The organism is Alteromonas sp. ABE4_545 (assembly GCF_056161325.1).
Window position 1 is genome coordinate 135944 of the sequence record NZ_JBSWYY010000005.1, and the last position, 19758, is coordinate 155701.

12 protein-coding genes are annotated in these 19758 nt (G+C 43.9%); 6 read left to right on the forward strand and 6 right to left on the reverse strand.

Features of this window, described 5'->3' with window-relative positions:
• Together ACXAH6_RS07030 and ACXAH6_RS07035 are read right to left on the reverse strand one after the other, a co-directional pair.
• Positions 1–5088 (reverse strand): RHS repeat-associated core domain-containing protein, encoded by a 5088-nt coding sequence (locus ACXAH6_RS07030; RefSeq protein ID WP_474875936.1) that lies wholly within the window; start codon positions 5086–5088, stop codon positions 1–3.
• A 397-nt stretch (positions 5089–5485) separates the two neighbouring features.
• Positions 5486–6883 carry a PhoH family protein gene (locus ACXAH6_RS07035; protein WP_474875937.1) on the reverse strand — a complete coding sequence of 466 codons (1398 nt, stop codon included), beginning with the start codon at positions 6881–6883 and terminating at the stop codon, positions 5486–5488.
• Between the two features lie 371 nt (positions 6884–7254).
• Here ACXAH6_RS07035 and rapA point away from each other — a divergent pair, with 371 nt between their 5' ends.
• The 6 genes from rapA to ACXAH6_RS07065 all read left to right on the forward strand — a co-directional run bounded on the left by rapA (position 7255) and on the right by ACXAH6_RS07065 (position 16117).
• On the forward strand, positions 7255–10074 hold the full coding sequence (gene rapA, locus ACXAH6_RS07040) for an RNA polymerase-associated protein RapA (protein WP_474875938.1): 2820 nt from the start codon (positions 7255–7257) through the stop codon (positions 10072–10074).
• Positions 10075–10079: 5 nt separating this feature from the next.
• Positions 10080–10766 carry a bifunctional tRNA pseudouridine(32) synthase/23S rRNA pseudouridine(746) synthase RluA gene (gene rluA / locus ACXAH6_RS07045; RefSeq protein ID WP_474875939.1) on the forward strand — a complete coding sequence of 229 codons (687 nt, stop codon included), beginning with the start codon at positions 10080–10082 and terminating at the stop codon, positions 10764–10766.
• A gap of 57 nt (positions 10767–10823) precedes the next feature.
• Positions 10824–11738 (forward strand): DUF3530 family protein, encoded by a 915-nt coding sequence (locus tag ACXAH6_RS07050; RefSeq protein ID WP_474875940.1) that lies wholly within the window; start codon positions 10824–10826, stop codon positions 11736–11738.
• 291 nt (positions 11739–12029) lie between these two features.
• The gene (locus ACXAH6_RS07055) at positions 12030–12353 is read left to right on the forward strand and encodes a hypothetical protein (RefSeq protein WP_474875941.1); all 324 of its coding nucleotides are present in this window, start codon (positions 12030–12032) and stop codon (positions 12351–12353) included.
• A 108-nt stretch (positions 12354–12461) separates the two neighbouring features.
• Entirely contained in the window at positions 12462–13757 is a 1296-nt protein-coding gene (locus ACXAH6_RS07060; RefSeq protein WP_474875942.1) for an AmpG family muropeptide MFS transporter, read from the forward strand.
• Between the two features lie 164 nt (positions 13758–13921).
• The gene (locus ACXAH6_RS07065) at positions 13922–16117 is read left to right on the forward strand and encodes a response regulator (protein ID WP_474875943.1); all 2196 of its coding nucleotides are present in this window, start codon (positions 13922–13924) and stop codon (positions 16115–16117) included.
• On the opposite strand, the gene ACXAH6_RS07070 is transcribed toward ACXAH6_RS07065, so the two are convergent.
• From ACXAH6_RS07070 to lgt, 4 genes are read right to left on the reverse strand one after another with little or no spacing between them, the layout of a single operon-like run.
• Positions 16107–17060, reverse strand: coding sequence for a sensor domain-containing diguanylate cyclase (locus tag ACXAH6_RS07070; RefSeq protein ID WP_474875944.1), 954 nt, complete (start codon positions 17058–17060; stop codon positions 16107–16109). The two genes, ACXAH6_RS07065 and ACXAH6_RS07070, sit on opposite strands and share 11 nt — an antisense overlap.
• Positions 17061–17062: 2 nt before the next feature.
• Positions 17063–18082 carry a response regulator gene (locus ACXAH6_RS07075; RefSeq protein WP_474875945.1) on the reverse strand — a complete coding sequence of 340 codons (1020 nt, stop codon included), beginning with the start codon at positions 18080–18082 and terminating at the stop codon, positions 17063–17065.
• A 20-nt stretch (positions 18083–18102) separates the two neighbouring features.
• Positions 18103–18936 carry a thymidylate synthase gene (locus ACXAH6_RS07080; RefSeq protein ID WP_474875946.1) on the reverse strand — a complete coding sequence of 278 codons (834 nt, stop codon included), beginning with the start codon at positions 18934–18936 and terminating at the stop codon, positions 18103–18105.
• Between the two features lie 9 nt (positions 18937–18945).
• Positions 18946–19758, reverse strand: coding sequence for a prolipoprotein diacylglyceryl transferase (gene lgt, locus ACXAH6_RS07085; protein WP_474875947.1), 813 nt, complete (start codon positions 19756–19758; stop codon positions 18946–18948).

Consider the following 19758-nt stretch of genomic DNA (forward strand, 5'->3'; position numbering starts at 1 on the left):
TTATTGGTTATCCTGCTCTGCTAGTTTTTGTGATTCAATTCGACCAGAAACACCCACTATTTTTAGCTGCCCAAAATTTGGAAATGATTCACCATGAATTTTGACAGGATCACCTTTCTTAGTGTTGTCTAAAATTTGTTGGACACCATCCCATTCAGTAGCATCAGGAACGGACACACAACCATGACTGACACTTCCTTCATGAAGCCTCAGATTTTGCATATCCTCATCTGGATTGTAGTTACTCTGAAACCCGTCAGCAACGTCATCAAGATACGAATCATTTCTCAAAATAGCAAAATAATTATCTTGCCCAGCACTTCCCCAAGGAAAATCGCTAATTGTGTAAGTCCCATTTGGAGCACCAACATAAAGTCCTTGACCAGAAAAAGCACTAGCTGACGCAGTTTTTCCAGTATCATTATCAGTTACAGTTAAAGTGCCTGTAGATTTATCGAAAACAGCAGTGACTTCTCTTCCGTCAAGATCAATGTATTTGTATGGGTTATTATTTGCATATGCATAGCGATTGAAACCGTGAATACTACCAGTCCCTCCTAGGTGCTCAATTGACCCAACAGGATCATTTGAGTAGAAACGCCCGATAACTGGATCATAGTATCGTGCCTGCATATAGCTTAACCCCAGGTCATTATCAAACTGGTGCCCAGTATAACCTACTTCATAACTATCGGTTTCGTATGTATCGCCGAATGGTTTATAGTGTTTCCTACTAAGTAACGCTCCGGCGGTATTAGATCTCGCGACAGGACTACCTTGAAGATCTGAGTGAATAAAAGTTACAGCTCCTGCTGAGTCTTCAGCGATTAATTTCTGGCCCAGATAAATATAATTTGTTCTAGTTCCATTCCTTTCACTAAACAATAGCTTGCCTGACTGGCTATAGAGATAATAACTCGTATTTCCATTACCTGATGCTTTGACTCGTCGACCATAACCATCATACGAGTAACTGTTTCCTTTTGCTGACGAAATCTGATTAGCCAAGTTATAAGCCATGGTAAAATGACTATTGTTAGTTATATTTCCCCTAGAATCATAATTGAAGAAGCCATAATTTTTGGCCTTATTGCCAGTAGAACTGACCGAGGTTAGTCTATTCGAGGCGTTATACGAATAATTTAATACTCTATCTTTGGTAACTAGCTTAGTGATATTACCCAACGCATCATAGTTAACAGTCGAATTACCTGCTTTGCTGTTTGCTGATATACCTATTAATCTGTCCAGACCATCATAAGTCATAGAATTAACTGTGTAACCGTTATCTGTTCCATCTATGATTTTTATAATATTTGCGTTTTCATCATAGGAATAGTCAAACCATGATAAGCGCGTATTTCCTTTTACATCTGAGGTTCTGGAGGGAAGGTTATTTAAACTGTACAGTAAAGTTTGATGAACTGCTGAATTACCATATGTGAAACTTTTAATCACTCCTGAAGGATGATAGGAGGCGTTGCTTGCATAAGTTTGGCCAATTCGAGTCGCTTTTGTAGGTTCGCCAAATGCATTCGGAGAAAAACTGATTTCATTATTTGTAACAGGATAGACGATCGATGTTTGATGCAGATCAGCGTTATATCGATAGTCGATATTTAATGTTCCACTTCGTCCCGGAATTGTTAAAACTTCACTCTCTAACACATTCTGATTGTTATATATATATGACTGATTGACGCTACCAGAAGTCAGAGCGGTTACATTCCCCAACTTATCCAAGGTGTAATTTACATCAGGGGTACTATCTGGGTAATTTACAGTTTTCAAATCACCTAAATTGTCATAAATCATTGTTACAGCATTACTTGGCTTATTGGTAGAACAACTATTTACATTGCCATGAGCCTGCCATTCTAACTCGCCCAATAGATTAAACTGATGTCGAATTTTACCGATATCATTACGACTAATAAAACACAGATTATTATTGCTATCATAGTATCTAGACTCAGTTTGACTCTTCCCTCCTCCGCTTTGAGTAATAGATATGACGTTACCAAATGTGTCGTACACCGTCTGAGTATTCACACCTGCTGGAGATTCGATCAATAAGGGGGATTGATATAAAGGAGATGAAAAAGCTCTGTACGTTGTTACTGTGTCAAATCCTCTAGGATTAATAACCTCAACTTTGTTGGCCGCTAAGTAATTAAATGTTGAAGTTCCAAGGCCTGACGTTGTTTTGGATAATACTCGCTGTAAAGGATCATAGGTTATATACGTCCCCCTCGATTCATTACTATTACTACTAAGGAATGATTCAAAAGTGGTCTTGTTATTAAAATCATACTCAAACGACTGATATCGGTTTTGATTACTGCCTGATGCTTGTGTTTTAATCAAACGATATAGGGCATCGTAAGTTTCTGTAGTCTTAAGAGATACAGAACCTCCGCAAGCTGTTCCAGTGCTATTCAAAACACATTTGCTAATGGTTCTTATTAAACCTCCGGATGACGGGTAGCTATAACTAAAAAGTGTATCTTTCCAGTTACCGTAACTATAGTTATTATCCTGTGTTAAGTTGACTGATTTAATTAGTCCCATTGGCGTATAAGTATATTTTGTTGATACACCATTAAAATTCGTAGTCGATAATACCCACCCATTATTATCAACAACTTTTGTCATTGACATCGTTCCAGTAGAGTAACGTTGTGGTACTTTTATTGTTTGAGCTTGACCTCGTTTATAATTATCAAAAGTAATTCGTCTTTTACCGCCGGTTGTATTTAAGTGCAAGTCTACATCTTTGATTTGCCCTCTAGCATTCGAAACGGTCTGATAATTCGGGTAGGACTTACGTACAGTCCCAAAATACTTTTCTTCTTTTAAATTAAATCGGTATGCCGTATTGCTATGCGTAGCGCTGTAGTAAACTTTTTCAGATAAGCGTTTATAGCTTTCATTATTGATACTCACATCAACCGTTGTGGGTTGATTAAGTACCCATGTTCCAGTGTCATGCGAGAAACCTAACTTTACTCTGCGATTACCACTCGGACCATTTTGTGTAATTTGTTGCGCTTTTTCATAGCTATTAAAATTACTAAATTGTTCTTTATAGGAAGTTGAAACATTCCCATCTTTTAAAACAAATTCACTGCTAACAAGCCGTATATGTTTACTCGATGTAATAGCTTGATCAAAATACACCTGACCATTAAATTCAGGAGGAATAGGATAAACTATATATTCACTTATCCCATGCACTTGTTGTTTGGTACTACCGTAATTTATTGTACTTTCATTATATTTATATTTCGTATACCCAGTTAAATTATAGTTGTCATCATAAACTGCATAATAAAGCTGTTTGCCATTTTGAAAACCATAACGACGGTCGGATATAGATAATTGATAACTCCCGTCGGGTAATTCAAGCAAAGTGGCACTTACATCAATTAAGTCTTCCTCTATAAAGCTTATATCCGCATTACTTGGCAAACCTGAGACACTGAAGCTACTATTAAATGGCCAATTATCATCACTATAGTAATACCCTAGATTATTATTGTAAGAGTAGTTCCAGTTATATACTGTGTTGTCCTGTAAGGTGATACTTTTATTGGATATTGAGTATTGCTGATGCGAAATTGGTAAAGCATAGGACTGAAATGACGCCCCTTGCCCAAAACGGTTAAAGTTTTGCAGTTTAGGTACAGCCGCTTGTCCTGCACATCTACCTAAAATGTCAAAGTCACCTCTAGCCCCACTTGGATGAGTCATGCCTATATAACTCCCAGAATCTCCAGGGTTACACTGAGCTGGATTGAAAGGATCTACTTGGTCATGCTCTCCCAAAGCAATAGTTGACCAAAACTTTGTATTTGAATTTGTTGGATAACTATACTGCCACTTTCTACCATCTGGTAACGTTGCTTTTGTCAACAAATACATATCAGACACGCTCGTTGCGTTTGCTGATTGGTAAGTATAAATCCAATTTCTATTATTAGCTGTGACTTTACTAATTCGGCGTTCATCACTCCCTGTATACTCAATATCAATGGTACGATTATCAGAAGAATAGATTTTAATTAAGTTAGAGTCGTCGTCGTAATCGTATTTCACCCAATTGCCAAACCGATCTCTCACTTCCGTTACTTGCATAAATACATTTACGACAGCCATGCGAAGCTTATCATCTGGTCGTTCGTTACCTATTATAGGAAAAGAACATTGCTGTAGACATGCTTCTTCCACCGAACCTAAAAAAGTGTCTTTGAATGAGCGTATTTTCTTAAGTTCAGAAAATGTATAAATAGTTCCATTTGGCAGTGTTACTTTAAATGCACTGAGGTTATTAAGATTGACACATTCAATTTTCCATTGGTTTACCGTTTTTTTGGTTGAGCCGTCTTGAAGAATTGATGTACTCCCAATTCCCGGAATATTAATAGTGTCTCCCTGCCAATAGTCCTCTTTGTCTAGTTTAAACTGAGAACCTTGTATTGATTTTAGAAAATCAGGATTACTGTTGAGGCCAGCTGAGCAAGCTTCACCTCTATACCACGCAGGTAGAACTGAACCATGGATGTTGGAGAAGCTACCGTTAGTATTTGTGACATAGCTTGAGCGAATGTGTGGGATTGCTAAACTCCAATTCCCAAATTCTCGTGTTGCTCTTGGCCAACTACCAGGATCAAGAAGTTCTCGTTTAATAGCAACTTCAAGTTCAAAATTGCCTGGAATATTCACGTCTGTTTGAGTCCAAGATACGGAACCAGTGGCAGGATCTATATGGTCCCCCATTAACTCAGTAGTCAGTGTTGGAACATTTGTCTCTACATTATTTATTTCATTGAAATTATAAGTGTACGTTTTAGGCGGTACGTAATTTTGTAGGCTACTACCTTCTCCTGGACCAGGAAAAACAGGATCTGTAGGTCCTCCAACAAGCGCATTAACGATAAAAGTGTTTGAATCTAGTTTAAGTTCTTCTCCAAATACATGACTTGAAGCAAACAATGAAATAACAAAAAAGACTAGTTGTTTTATACCAATTTGACGAATAGATAAAAACTTTGTGTTGCTTAAAAACTTCAAATTCCTTTTGCTCATTATAATTCCTTCGTACTGAGTACTGATAAAATTTAAAAAACAGTTTTATTCTTACTTGTGTGGAAATTTGAGTATCGAAACACCCAAGAATCAGATATTTACTCCCAATTTTTAATACAAGCAATTCAAATTCGACGAATAACCGTTCATTTTTCGTAACAAAAAAATTCTGATATATTCAAAGGTAAGTAAAATAGGGTATTAAATATCACGAAGAATTCCCCCACGATGCGTTGAATGATCTAACACCATGGGAATATTTTAGTAAGCATAAAAAGGTTGGGCTTAGTGAAGAAAAACTACTCCACCGGCCTCTCCCCCCCAAAAATGTCTTTCCTGAATAAGGGTATACCACATGCATGTTTGCACTTCTCGTACATGCATGCGGTATGTAAGGTTAAAGCTGCTGTTCAGCGAACTCAGCCAGTCGTGAGCGTACGACCCCATCGAGGTTCACCGTAGCACTGCCAGAGAAATTCTTAAATTTCTCAACCAAGTAGGTCAAACCTGAGGTGACAGCGCTTAAGTAGTTGCTGTCGATTTGCGCCAAGTTACCACCCACTATCAACTTAGTCCCTTCACCGCAACGGGTGATGATGGTTTTCAATTGCGAAGCGGTGAGGTTTTGCGATTCATCCAAAATCACTATGGAATTTTGAATACTTCGCCCACGCATAAAGTTAACCGACTTAAACTGAATGTTGGCTTTTTCCATAATGTAGTTCATGGAGCCTTTCACATTCACATCGTTTTTGTGCAGTACCTCTAACGAATCTGTGATCGCTGCCAGCCATGGCGCCATTTTTTCCTCTTCGGTGCCGGGAAGGAAACCTATCGACTCGGCAATTTCTGGTGTGCTTCTAGTAACAATGATCTTGTCGTACATATTGCGTTCTACTACCATTTCAAGGGCAGCAGCTAGTGCGAGCAAAGTTTTACCACTCCCCGCAGGACCAGTTAAAATCACCAAATCAATATGAGGGTCGAGCAACGCGTGTAAGGCCATTGCCTGACCAATATTTTTAGGTGAAATTCCCCACGCGTGACGCCCCATTAAGCGCTCGTAGCCCAAGTCGAGTATTTCAATTTGGTCTGAGGTCATCGACTCAACCAAACCTGCAAAATGCCCCGAGTCATCCAAAAGAAACTCATTAATGTAGGCATTAGGTAGCGTCGATTTAGCAACCGTATGAATGGTGTCACGCCCTTCGGTGCGACTTTCAAGTAGATTGGCGTGCTGCCAAAAGTCGCCTTCAAACTCGTGATAACCTTTCGACAAATATTTAATGTCGCTGATCAATTGGTCTGTGCGGTAATCTTCAACATGGGCTAAGCCAGCGCCTTTGGCCTTCAAGCGCATGTTTAGATCTTTTGTTACCAACACCACTTGCTGTGGTGCAAAGGTCTTTTGTAGGTGTAGCGCAACGTTAATGATTCGGTTGTCGTTTTCGTCACTGGTGAATATTTGCTGCGCCTCAACCATGTTGAGATCAGCATAAATAGACAGTGACCCAGTTGGCGCGTTGTCACCCGCCCCCATGCCTTCCATCGACACACCGGCAAGCATATCTTCTGGGGTGGCGTTATGCAGTAAATCCTCCATTGCGCGAATTGATACACGGGCATCGCGTGCGACGTCTTTTTTGCTGTCTTTGATGTAATCCAGTTCTTCTAAAACTGTCATTGGAACAACGACGTCGTTTTCTTTAAAGGAGAGAAATGCGAGGGGTTCGTGTAGCAGAATGTTAGTATCTAAAACGTAAATTCTTGTATCAGTATTTGTTTTTCTTGGCATCCGTCACTCCTGGCGATAATGACTAAGCCCGTCGATACTGCTGACGCGCTAAACCGTGTCGAGCAACCATGCTATAGACATGTTGGAGGAGTGATGTTGTCGATTGACCGTCACACTCCGTGTCGCATCGACCTACATATTCACCATAATCCAGTTTTCTGTGAGTTGCACTCGTTTTCTCAATTTAAATGCACAATCCAAAAAATGTGCAGAAAACGTCCTCTCCATTATGCAGGCCGAGAACGTGTCTGCCATACTGAAAGATTCACAAACAAAGCCATCGCAAAACTTCGTTTTTTATAAGATTTGCTAAAGACAGTCGATGGGCGAGTCAGTACAATACCGCCCCCCGAAAATGGCAAGGTAATATTATGACAACAGAAAAGCAGTTCGCCGTTGGACAACGCTGGCTCAGCAATACAGAAACAGAGCTTGGCTTAGGCGCAATCATGAAAGTGGACTTTCGCTCAATAGAAATCCTATTCCCCACAACGGGCGAAGCACGAACGTACACTAAGCAAGATGCACCACTAACGCGATTAACCTTTTCTGTTGGTGACACAGTAAAAAGCCAAGATGGCTGGTCGATGAGTGTTGATCACATTGAAGAAAGCCAAGGTGTTTTTATTTATGCGGGGTTCAGAGAAGACACCAAAGAACCCGTTACGCTACCAGAGATGTTTCTCGACCATCACATTCGACTGAACCAACCCGAGCAACGCCTGTTCAGTATGCAATTAGACCATCCTAAATGGTTTGACCTGCGTCTTGATGCGCACCAATTCCGCCACCAACATGCACAATCAAACACATTGGGTATGGTGGGGGCGCGTATTGCGCTTATCCCTCATCAATTGCACATTGCATCTGAAGTTGGCCGACGTTATGCCCCTCGCGTGTTGTTAGCCGACGAAGTGGGTTTGGGAAAAACCATTGAAGCAGCGCTGATCATCCACCAGCAAATCCTGACAGGTCGCGCTTCTCGTGTCCTTATTTTGGTGCCCGATACCTTGCTACATCAATGGTTGGTTGAAATGCTGCGTCGGGTAAACCTGGCTTTCGCTATTTTCGATGAGAGCCGTTGCGCCGCCATTGAAGACGACAACCCGTTCGAGCAAGAACAACTCGTATTGTGTGGTTTAAACTGGCTAGAATCTTCGCCCAAACGCCAACAACAGTTGGTTGAAGCAGGGTGGGATTTATTGGTTGTAGATGAAGCACACCACTTGTCATGGTCTGAAGAAGCACCGTCTGAAGCCTATCAATTGGTTGAGCAACTCGCCAATACCATTCCAGGCGTATTGTTGCTCACCGCAACCCCTGATCAACTCGGTCATCAAAGTCACTTTGCTCGCTTACGTTTGTTAGACGCCGCTCGCTTCCACAATTATGAAGTATTTCTGAACGAAGAGGGCCGCTACAGTGAGTTAGCCGAGGCCGTGGCACCGCTTATTGAAGGGGAAGCGCCATCTCAGGAACAAATTGAAACACTGTCTATCTTAGCGCCAGAAATTATGGCTCAGCACAGTGATTTATCAGAAGCCGAAACGCGAGAACAATTACTCCATCAATTAATTGACTGTCACGGCACAGGTCGCGTGCTGTTTCGCAACCGTCGCGCGAGTATTTCTGGCTTTCCGAAGCGTAGCTATCACGCATACCCGCTTGCACTGCCCGATTGCTATCAATCAGTCGTACAAGGCGATGACCTCACGTTGGCCCTATACCCTGAACGCGCAGCACACTTGTCTCAGGTCTGGCTGGAAGAAGACCCGCGTGTTGAGTGGCTACTGTCTTTCTTACCCACAATCAAGCCTGAGAAAGTGTTACTGATCTGTGCGAGTGCCGCTACCGCGCAAGAGCTCGCCGAAATTATTCGGGTTAAAACCGGTATTCGCCAAGCCGTATTCCACGAGGGCATGTCGATTGTTGAACGCGACAAAGCCGCGCACTATTTTGCGCAAGAGGAAGAAGGCGCACAAATTCTGTTGTGTAGCGAAATAGGCAGCGAAGGCCGTAACTTCCAATTTGCCCATCACCTTGTGTTGTTCGATTTACCACTAACGCCAGACTTGCTGGAACAGCGTATTGGTCGCTTAGATCGCATTGGTCAACAGCACGATATTGACATTCATGTTCCGGCGTTGGAAAACTCAGCGCAAGCAGTATTAGCAGACTGGTATCACAAAGGATTAAATGCCTTTGAACAAACTTGCCCTACCGGTGCAGGCGTGTTTGAAGAGGTCAAAACTACCTTACTGGGTGCTTGCTTGCGACCAGATGATGAAAACTTGTGTGATGAGTTAATTACCCAAAGCGCTGCCCTCAATGCCACGTTAAAAGCCAAGCTTGATGAAGGCCGCGACCGCTTGCTTGAACTCAACGCATCGGGCGCAGGAAAAGTAGACGGATTAATTGAAGACATTATCGAACAAGATAATGCTCATGCACTTCCTCAGTTTATGGGCCGTTTGTTAGACGCCATTGGTGTGCAACAAGAAGAAAAAGGCAACGATTGCTTTATTTTAATGCCGACGGAATCCATGGTTAGCCCTTTGCCGGGATTAGATCCCGAAGGCATGACAGTGACTTACAGCCGCCGTGTGGCGACAACCCTAGAACATGTGCACTTCCTTACGTGGGACCACCCGCTCGTACACACGGCTATAGATGTAGTGCTAACCGATGTTTTAGGTAAAAGCAGTATGGGTTTTATCAAAGATAAGAGCCTACCAACAGGGGCATATTGGTTAGAAATTATGTATACCCTAGCCGCGCAAGCTCCGTCTGAATTGCAACTTGGCCGTTTTTTACCGCCCACGCCTATTCGTTTGTGTATCAACCCGAATGGCGACGAAATGACACACGTGTTTGATATACACCGCCCTGTGGGTAAAAAGATTGCCCACCAGTTGGTGCAAGCATTACAACAACCCATTACTCAGCAATTGGAAAAAGCGAGTAAACTGGCCCACAACAAAGCCAACCGTATTTTGCACGACGCCATTGCGAACATGCATGAAGAGTTAGGGAACGAGCGCCAGCGCTTGAAAGATTTACAACAACAAAACCCAGCCATTCGTGACAGTGAAATCAGTTTCATAGATAATCAGATTGCTGAGTTAGATAAAGTCTTGCAACAAGCCGATGTTGAGCTTGAAGCAATACGCATTGTGGTCAATAACCCGTAAATTCTATGCCAAACCCTGATTTTGTATACCGGCCGCCGATGCGGCCGTATTTAGATATTCTCTACCAAGACGACGATTTGCTAGTGATCAATAAGCCCAGCGGGCTATTGTCGGTGCCGGGTAAAGCTGAACATCACAAAGATTCTGCCTATACACGGGCAGCAAGGGTATTTCCTACGGTAAGTATTGTTCATCGGCTCGATATGGCCACCTCAGGTGTTTTAGTCATGGCCTTGAACAAGGCCGCTCACCGCCATATTTCCAAACAATTCGAACAACGCCAAACCCAAAAACGTTATTTTGCGCGAGTGTTTGGTACTCCAGAGAAGCAGCAAGGTACGGTGGATCTGCCGTTAATTTGTGATTGGCCAAACCGCCCCAAACAAATGGTTGACCACGACCGTGGCAAACCGTCTACCACTCACTATCGCGTGGTGGAAAACGAGCCAGAGAGTACGTTGGTGGAGTTAACGCCAATTACGGGGCGTTCGCACCAATTACGCGTGCATATGCTTAGCTTAGGCCACCCTATTTTAGGCGATCGGCTATACGCCCACCCCACAGCTTTGGCGCTGGCTGAGCGCTTACAACTGCACGCCGAATGTCTTATTTGCATGCATCCAACCAATAACACTCAACTGCGTTTTACCGCCCCTTTGCCTTTTAGTCGATATTCTCCTGCTCCCCTTTAGTTTTTTTGGTTGTGACCGATAGTAAGATATGGGTGTGTAAATACAAAAGGGGCTATAGTGAGCAAAGCGTATCAACGACTCGCCATATGGGTGTGTGCGTTTATATACCTGCTGTCGTGCCCTTTTGTTCACGCCTTGGCAATGGAAGACATTGCACGCCAGTTTCACAATGACGAGTTTACCCCCCTACTCGTTGGCGAACAGGAAGTCCCCTTATTTGACTCCCCCTCACATTTACCTTTGTCCAGAGGTGTCGCCATCGTGTTGGTTGAACCAGGAAATCAAGGTTTGTCTTTGGGATCGGCGCAAGCGTTAGCCCGCTTCCTCAACAGCAAGGGCTGGCGTACACTACTGCAGCCAGCAATGACTGCGGTGTCGGACGTGCCCATCTCACCAGCGAATAGCAATGCCTCTAACAGTGCTGAAACCACCACCGCAGACACCGCCTCCAGCGATGACACCACAAATCCCCCACTTTACCCCAACCAAGTTTACACCGCGTTATACGCAGACTACCCCACAACCGAAACTCAATTAACCCAACAAGTTAATGCACTCTATGGGTATGCACAGCGATATTCAGGCTATACCTTTGTGATTGCGGAGGGGATGACTGCAGCCGCGTTGGTGCCTCTGTTCAACAAAGGCCAACTTAATGCCCCAGACACTCTGGTTTCTATTAGCCCTTACTGGCCTGATCGCAGTGAAAACAAGCGTATTGCTAGTCACATTGCGCAGTCTACTTATCCCGTGTTGGATCTTACACTTCCTCAAGGAAATCAATGGCAAATGAGCACAGTGAAGGCGCGCAAATACGCAGCAGCAACTGGGCTAAAAATGCATTATCGTCAACGAATGCTCAATACAAGCCATTCCTACACAGTAGGAGGCCATTATGCTGAAGCGCTCTCGCCTGAAGTGCGTTGGTTGGGTAATGAGGTGTATAGTTGGCTTACATATTTGGGTTGGTAATTTTTATACGCTCGGCTATGCTTAATGCGTAAATAAATACTGATACATACCGCTACACCTGTGTGAATACGCGCTCTCGGCGTGGTCAATGTTTTGCACACACTAAAAATATTTATATCAATAAATCGCCGTTTTCAGTTCATTTATTAAACAAAAAATAAAGGTTTAACTATATATACCTTTTTTTCATTGAATTTCATCGAATTGGAATAAACCGCGATATTTTCCATGAAATAAATTCAAAAACTTCTATACTATCGAAAAGACATTCATTCTCATTTAGGCGTAGAAATGCAAGTACTCTCCTTTGTCGAAAAAAAGGCAAAGCAATTGTGTTATTACCTCCGTGCTTTTTGGCGGGGTGAGTTACCACATGCCGAGCTTGACCTATTTTTTTGGGATACCATGGAAGAATGGGGGCTACTAGAGCCAGCGATTGACGCCAACTACTCCCAAAGAGAACGGGTATTTTGGCACTTGCTTCATCAAGTGCATTTTTGGCCAGAAGAAGACCTCAGACAAAACCTGTTGCTTAAAGAAGAGCTACACGATTGCCTTTATTATTTGGAAGGCACGGGGGTTTGCCCTCAAGATTGTGTCGGTATTCGCCCTTAAATACATTATTCACAAAGAATAATTACCCCGCTAGTCGCTCTATCCCACCTTGCGCTTAGGCGTCATTCGTGATCCAATGTACGCGTTTTATTTGTTAGTAGAGCCCGTATGTTACTCTCGCACCTTAAGCATTTTCGCGATCGCCGTTTGGTTACCGTTTTCTTATTCGGCATAGCCAGTGGACTACCCTGGATCATGATCGGCTCTGTTATGTCTGCATGGCTCAAAGATGAGGGGCTATCTCGCTCAACCATAGGCTTATTTGGTGCAATATTTGCCGTTTATTCTTTCAATTTTTTATGGTCGCCGCTAATAGATAAAATACGCCTGCCGGGGCTTGGGCGACGGCGCAGCTGGATTTTTTTAATGCAAAGCGGTGTAGTCGGTGCCTGCTTGTTAATGACGACGATCCAAGCCCAAACGCAATTGTTTGCCGTGGCTGCTATTGGTTTTGCTATTGCCCTGTTTTCCGCTACACAAGATATTGCCATTGACGCTTACCGCATCGACATTATCGCAGACAATGAAAAAGAAAAACTGTCAGCGGCGTCATCTTTAGCTACCGCAGGTTGGTGGACTGGCTATGGCGGTTTAGGAGCGATTCCCTTTTTTGTGGCTGATAGCGCAGGTTGGCCTTGGCCGCAAATATACGGTTTAATGGCACTGATGATGGCGATATTAATGGTTGCCACCTGGTATGCCAAAGAGCCCAATACCACGTTAGAACAAGCCTCGTCCGCGCGTTACACAAGCGCAGGAGATTGGATTTATTCTACGCTAATCGCGCCATTTCAAGACTTTTTCAGCCGCAATGGTGTTCGCTTCGCACTATCCATTTTACTTTTCATCTTCTTGTTCAAAATTGGCGAAGCGTTTCTCGGTAGAATGAGCATTGTATTTTACAAAGAAATTGGTTTTTCTAATGGCGATATCGGGTTGCTGTCTAAGTTGCTCAATTGGTGGGTAACAATTTTGTTTTCCATTGTTGGCGGCTTAGTGAATATTCGCTACGGCATTTATCGCGGATTAATGATTGCAGGCATCGCTATGGCAGCGAGCAATTTAATGTTCTCAATCATCGCCGAAGTTGGACCCAATAAATGGTTATTTGCGGCTACCGTTATTGTAGATGGCTTTACCGCCTCTTGGAGTGCGGTAGCAATGGTCGCCTTTATCTCGTTACTGTGTAATAAACAGTTTTCAGCCACTCAGTATGCGCTTATGGCTTCGCTGAGTGTGTCAGGCCGTACTTTGCTTGCGTCGAGTAGCGGATATTTAGTCGATTGGCTCAATGGAAATTGGTCGTTGTTCTTTATTTTAACCGCGTTAATGGTTATCCCCGCATTGTTGTTTCTGCGCTCGATAAAGCATCGTATTTACCAATTGGAAAACAATAAAACCTAGCGATATTGGATATTTAAATCAAAACCCACCCCAACAAAATTGCTCCTGTCGCACCACGTGAATCGCGTAATCTTATTTGACGATTAGAATTCCGGTCGACTATCCTTAATGTGTAACCTTCGCTCCTTCACGTCTTTGGCATGCGCAACTCATTCAGGGATTCTATGATTACAAGTCAGTCATTGCGTTTGAGAATATTTAGAACTTATGCGTTAACGCTTGTGGTACTGGCGTTATTAACAACAGCGTCTTTCTTTTACTCCCATTACACTTATACGCAAAACGCCCTTGGCCCCACCGTTATAAACATTGCGGGAAAGCAGCGCATGCTATCTCAGAGAATTGCACTAATGAATCAGATGATTCGCAACTCGAATTCTGTAAATGAACAGCAGTACATCAAAGAGCAGCTCAAAGGTGTGAGCTTGGAATTTGCAGAGAGTCACGAAAAGCTGGTTGGCCGCAAACCGATTAACGACGAATTAGTAAAGCTACCCCCCACGCTTAAACGCCTTTATTTTCTGGAAGGAGAGGCGCTGGATACGCAAGTAAAGCGCTATGCATCGAATGCCTTAATGCTAGCAGAGTCAAACAAAGACACGCCATTAGCCCCATACGCCATCTCGTTACATCAAGCATCGCATATTCTCGACAGGCTCGATAAAGCGGTTGCGCTTTTTGAGTCGTATTACTCAGCACAGTTAGACCATCAACAGCAATCTAGGTTGGTGGCGTGGTTACTGTCATTAGCGCTGATGATCGGCTCGATTATTGTTCTCTTTAAGCCACTCGAAAAGCTAGTAGTAGAACAATTCAAACAAGCGAAACAAGCCAAGGCTGAAGCGCGCTTGGAACGCGCTCACGCCACTAAAGCCGACCAATTGAAGGTGCAATTTCTTCATAAAATGGGGCATGAATTCCGCAGCCCTGTGAGCGCTATTATTGGCACATTAGAGTTGCTGCCCAACATGCGAGAAAAGCAAGATGTACTAATTAAACGCGCCGAGCGTTCTTGTTATCGCTTGCTCGATCTGGTTTCTAACTTGGTTGATATATTAGGTAATGACAATGCGTCACACACCAGTAATAAACAGAGCTTTAATTTGTATGAGCTTATTGATGAAGCCTATTCTCCCTTTGCAAGCTTGTGCCGAGACAAAAACATCGACTTAATATTTACCTGCACCACAGCATTACCAGAAAACATTCTGAGTTACCCTGAGAGCATACGCTTCGCATTTATCAGCGTATTAGACAACGCCGTTAAATACACCGAAAAAGGCTCGGTGAGCGTTACTGTGAGTGCCGACGACAATTATTTAAAGATTACAATCACCGACACAGGTTTAGGTATTCCCGCTGATCAAGAAAGCACTATATTTGAACGCTTTGTGCAGCTTGAAAACGCGATTAACCGCCGCATTCCCGGCACAGGAGTCGGGCTCACGTTAAGCCGTGAAAAATTACATCAAATAGGCGGTGAAATTCACATTGCCAGTCAACTGCATATTGGGTCTAGTTTTAGCTTACTCATCCCCTTTGAACGAGCCGAAACCACAAAACCGAAAACGCCGATTGTAAAACGGCTACGAGTGGCGGTGGTAGACGACCTCGAAATTAGTCGCTTACATATTGCCAGCCTTATTCAGTATGAAGGCTTTCATGTGGAGCTATTCCGCTCTGGTGTTGCGTTAATGGCTGAAAGCGACAGATTGTCGAGCTTCGACGTAATAGTGGCTGACTACTACATGCCGGGGCTTGATGGCGTGGAACTTGCCACCAGTGTAAACGCGATGCTTGGCAAAAAAGCGCCTGCATTTATTATTGTATCTGCCGCCCCTGAGATGGCAAATATGGTCGCGCAATCCTCACTCGATATCGCCCATGTTTTTATAAAACCCATCGACAAACCCCGTTTTATTGATGCTTTACATCAACTGGCAACCAACCGAGATTTCAATAACTTCTCTACCGCAGACAAACACGTATTGATTGTAGAAGACGAGCCAATGAATGCGGAGATTGTGAATAATATGGTAGAAAACTTAGGTTATCGTTGCACATTAACAAGAGACGGCGAAAGCGCGTTGGATGCGTTTAAACGGGAAGCTTTTGATGTGGTACTGCTGGATATTAATTTACCCGACCTCAATGGCCTTGAGGTAGCGAGAAGAATGCGATCTAAGCAGCCAAACGTGCCACTAATTGCAGTAACAGGTAATGCCTATGAAGCCGATAAAGCAGCATCCAGGGCCGCTGGTGTGCGCTATCACCTGGTTAAGCCAGTTCCTTATCAAGAACTGAAAAACACATTAACGCTGGCAATTGCCGCTACACCGTCAAGTAAAGCTAAAAGCTAATAACTCGGTTGCGCCCAGACTGCTTTGCTTCGTACAGCGCTTGGTCTGCCATTTCTAGCCACTGCATTGCAGAGCGGTGTTGATTTGAAAACACCGCTAACCCCACACTAACGGTAAAGGCAATGGTGTGCCCTTCGTGTTCCACCGCACATTCGCTGGCCATAACACGTATACGTTCAGCTACAGATTTCGCGCTCGATTGGTCTGTATCAACCAAAACAATCGCAAACTCTTCGCCGCCGTAGCGCCCAGCAATATCAGTTTCCCGCAAGTTTTCTCGGATCACTTCTGCCAGCTTTTGAATCACTTTATCACCGGCTTGATGCCCAAAGGTATCGTTCACCGCTTTGAAGTGGTCAATATCCAGCATCATCGCAGTGACGGGGCTTTCTCGGCGTTTCGCCAATTTAAAATTACTGTCAAAGCGCTCTTGCCAGTAACGACGATTATACAAACCTGTCAGTCCATCCACCCGACTCATGGTTCTGAGTTCGGCATTCAACCCTTCAATTTGTAACTTGCTTAAAGCTTGATCGGTGACGTCATAAACCAACATACAAATGCGGTCTACCTCACCATTTAAATTTGTCAGTGGAAAAATAGTGATGTTCTGGTACATACGCGCCGAGGCAGACGTAATGGGGCGATTAACACCAAACCTGAACAAATAAGGGCGTTGTTCCCAAATGATAAATACCGGCGTGCGCAAGTTAAACACAGGCTCGGTTTTTAAGCGCAACCACCCTTCATCAATTTCATCAAAATGCTCAAATAAAGGAGAGCCACAAATTTGTCGTGGTAACAAATTACTGTGGTTTTCCATAAACTGGTTCCACACTTCGACATTAAAGTCTTTGTCCATTACCACAATGCCCACTTCCAGTGAGCTGAGCAATTCGTGCTGCCAGTGTTGACTGGATAACTCTTTCACCGCATCACGCATAATCAATCGTCCTCATGTGTGTTGACCAAGCGCGTATAAATACGATTCATTGAAGCGTCGGGGAACAGTAGCAACAAATCAAAACTGATGTTTTTACTTTTTATGGCATACGCAATTTCGATCGCCATGACTTTGTTCCAGCGAGAAATATTATCGTCGAGCAGTACGTCTAGCCCCCGATGTTGCCCCAACAAAATAGGCTGGCTGTGGCTGAAGTTCACATTTAATTGCGCCGACAACGCATTGAGGCACGCCCCTATCAAAATATTTGAAATATCCATCAAGGCCTCTAGTTGAAGCTGCTCACTGCTATTTTTATTCGGGTAATGCAATAAGTCGATGATGTTTTCGAAGTTGGTGTCATTGAAAATAAGCAGTGCTTCGCCTGCAATACCAGCGCTAACAAAACCTTTTGATACCGCTGATACACTGTCGTTTTGGTTGATTTCGGCAATTGCCATGTGAATTTCATTGGTTTCAATTAAATTCACATTGGGAATAGGCAGTTCAACAAATTCATCAAGTACGGTTGCTAAACTTTCGCCAGCTCGGCCCATGGCAATATTCACCATTTCACGATACGCATCTAAACAGTCGTCTTCACTGTCATCGTCTAACTGCGTGTCGAGCTTGCGCTGCGTTGAGGCAGCGTCACCCGTGTATATCCCGTACTGTTGCAGTAAGGTAACCAGCTTCGCGTTATCAATGGGTTTTCGAATAAAGTCGAGCGCCCCCATGGCGATCATTCGCGACCGTGCTTCGGGCTGCACATCCCCCGAAACCACAATGACCAAACAAGGCAAATCCTGTTCTCTGATCATCTGCATGGTACGATAACCATCCATAACAGGCATGTTCAGGTCGAGAAACATGACGTCGCCTTTTCCTTGGCGAATAAGATCGATAGCCTCTACACCATTAATGGCATAGGAAATAGACACGTCCCAGTTGTCTGGAATGCTCCTTGCCATCTGTCTTCGCGCAAAGCCAGAATCGTCACAAATTAAAATATTTGTCGTCATGCCACTTCCTGTAGTTTTTATTATATAGCGACAGGCGCCTTTATATGGGGGTGGGCTTGGTAATCCGTTAATTCAAAGTCTTCAAACGTAAAGCCAAAAATGTCTTTCACGTCTGGGTTAATACGCATGGTTGGGCGAGGGTATGGCGTGCGCGCCAGTTGGGTGTCAGTTTGCTCCAAATGGTTTAGGTACAAATGGGCGTCGCCAAGGGTATGGATAAAGTCACCCACTTCTAGGTCGCACACTTGCGCTACCATCATTGTCAACAAGGCATAACTGGCTATGTTGAAAGGTACGCCAAGGAAAATATCGCCACTGCGTTGATACAACTGACACGACAACTTGCCGTCTAACACGTAAAACTGAAACAGCGTATGGCAAGGCGGTAGGGCTTGTTTCCCTGCCGCGGCGTTTTCTTTTGGCGAAATACCTGCGTCTGGCAGCACCGTGGGGTTCCAAGCACTCACGATCAAACGTCGCGAATCTGGGTTGGTTTTAATTTGGTTAACTACATCGGCAATTTGATCGATGGTCGCACCGTCTTGCCCTGGCCAGCTGCGCCATTGATGCCCGTAAACAGGCCCTAACTCACCGTCTTCAGTGGCCCATTCATCCCAAATAGACACACCGTTGTCTTTCAGATACGCGATGTTAGTTTCGCCTTTTAAAAACCACAGAAGCTCGTGAATAATTGAGCGGAGGTGACATTTTTTGGTGGTCACCAATGGGAAGCCTTCAGACAGGTCAAACCGCATTTGATAACCAAATACGCTCAAGGTGCCTGTACCTGTGCGATCTTCTTTCTTAATGCCGTTGTCGCGCACATGACGCATTAGTTGCAGATATTCTTTCATGCCAATTCTTTATTTTGTTTGTGCGGCCGGTGCCGGAGAATGACTTTTATGCGCTCGTACTAGGAGCCATAATCCCAAAATAATCATGGGTAAGCAAAGCAATTGTCCCTGACTTAAACCAATTTCGTAAAGCCCCAGATGTTTATCTGGTTCACGGAAGAATTCTACAATAAAACGGAAGCAACCATAACCTAATAAAAAGACGCCGCTCACTGCGCCTGTCGCTCGTGGTTTTGCCGAATAGAGCCATAAAATAATAAACAGCAGTACGCCTTCAAGTGCAAACTCATAAAGCTGAGAAGGGTGTCGTGGCGCATCACCAGCTCCCGGAAAGATGATAGCCCAAGGCACATCTGTGGTTCTTCCCCATAGCTCGCCATTGAGAAAGTTCCCCACTCTGCCCGCACCCAAACCAATAGGCACTAACGGTGCAACAAAATCGCCAACTTGCAAAAACGACGCACCCAATTTTCTGGATTGCCAGTACATCGCCCCAATCACGCCTAGCAGGCCACCGTGGAATGACATACCCCCTTGCCAGATCTTAAACAAATAAGTTGGGTCATTGATAAACATTTCGAATTGATAGAAAAAGACGTAACCAAGACGCCCGCCTAAAATCACACCCACAAATCCCCAGAACAAGAGATCACTCAATTGCTCTTTGGTCCAATCTGTATTGGGTAAACGCTTTTTAGCCAACAAATAAGCGGCAATAAAGCCAATTAAATACATCATGCCATACCAACGAACACTGAGTGGCCCTATGCTAAAGATCACGGGGTCAATGTTCGGGAAGACCAGATAAGCAGACTCTGTCAT

Excerpts from the sequence above, each read along its gene's own strand:
- ACXAH6_RS07030 (WP_474875936.1), bottom strand. The coding sequence starts at position 5,088 with ATGAGCAAAAGGAATTTGAAGTTTTTAAGCAACACAAAGTTTTTATCT.
- ACXAH6_RS07055 (WP_474875941.1), top strand. The coding sequence starts at position 12,030 with ATGCAAGTACTCTCCTTTGTCGAAAAAAAGGCAAAGCAATTGTGTTAT.
- ACXAH6_RS07080 (WP_474875946.1), bottom strand. The coding sequence starts at position 18,936 with ATGAAAGAATATCTGCAACTAATGCGTCATGTGCGCGACAACGGCATT.
- ACXAH6_RS07070 (WP_474875944.1), bottom strand. The coding sequence starts at position 17,060 with ATGCGTGATGCGGTGAAAGAGTTATCCAGTCAACACTGGCAGCACGAA.
- rluA (WP_474875939.1), top strand. The coding sequence starts at position 10,080 with ATGCCAAACCCTGATTTTGTATACCGGCCGCCGATGCGGCCGTATTTA.
- lgt (WP_474875947.1), bottom strand. The coding sequence starts at position 19,758 with ATGACAGAGTCTGCTTATCTGGTCTTCCCGAACATTGACCCCGTGATC.
- ACXAH6_RS07060 (WP_474875942.1), top strand. The coding sequence starts at position 12,462 with ATGTTACTCTCGCACCTTAAGCATTTTCGCGATCGCCGTTTGGTTACC.
- ACXAH6_RS07075 (WP_474875945.1), bottom strand. The coding sequence starts at position 18,082 with ATGACGACAAATATTTTAATTTGTGACGATTCTGGCTTTGCGCGAAGA.
- ACXAH6_RS07035 (WP_474875937.1), bottom strand. The coding sequence starts at position 6,883 with ATGCCAAGAAAAACAAATACTGATACAAGAATTTACGTTTTAGATACT.
- rapA (WP_474875938.1), top strand. The coding sequence starts at position 7,255 with ATGACAACAGAAAAGCAGTTCGCCGTTGGACAACGCTGGCTCAGCAAT.
- ACXAH6_RS07065 (WP_474875943.1), top strand. The coding sequence starts at position 13,922 with ATGATTACAAGTCAGTCATTGCGTTTGAGAATATTTAGAACTTATGCG.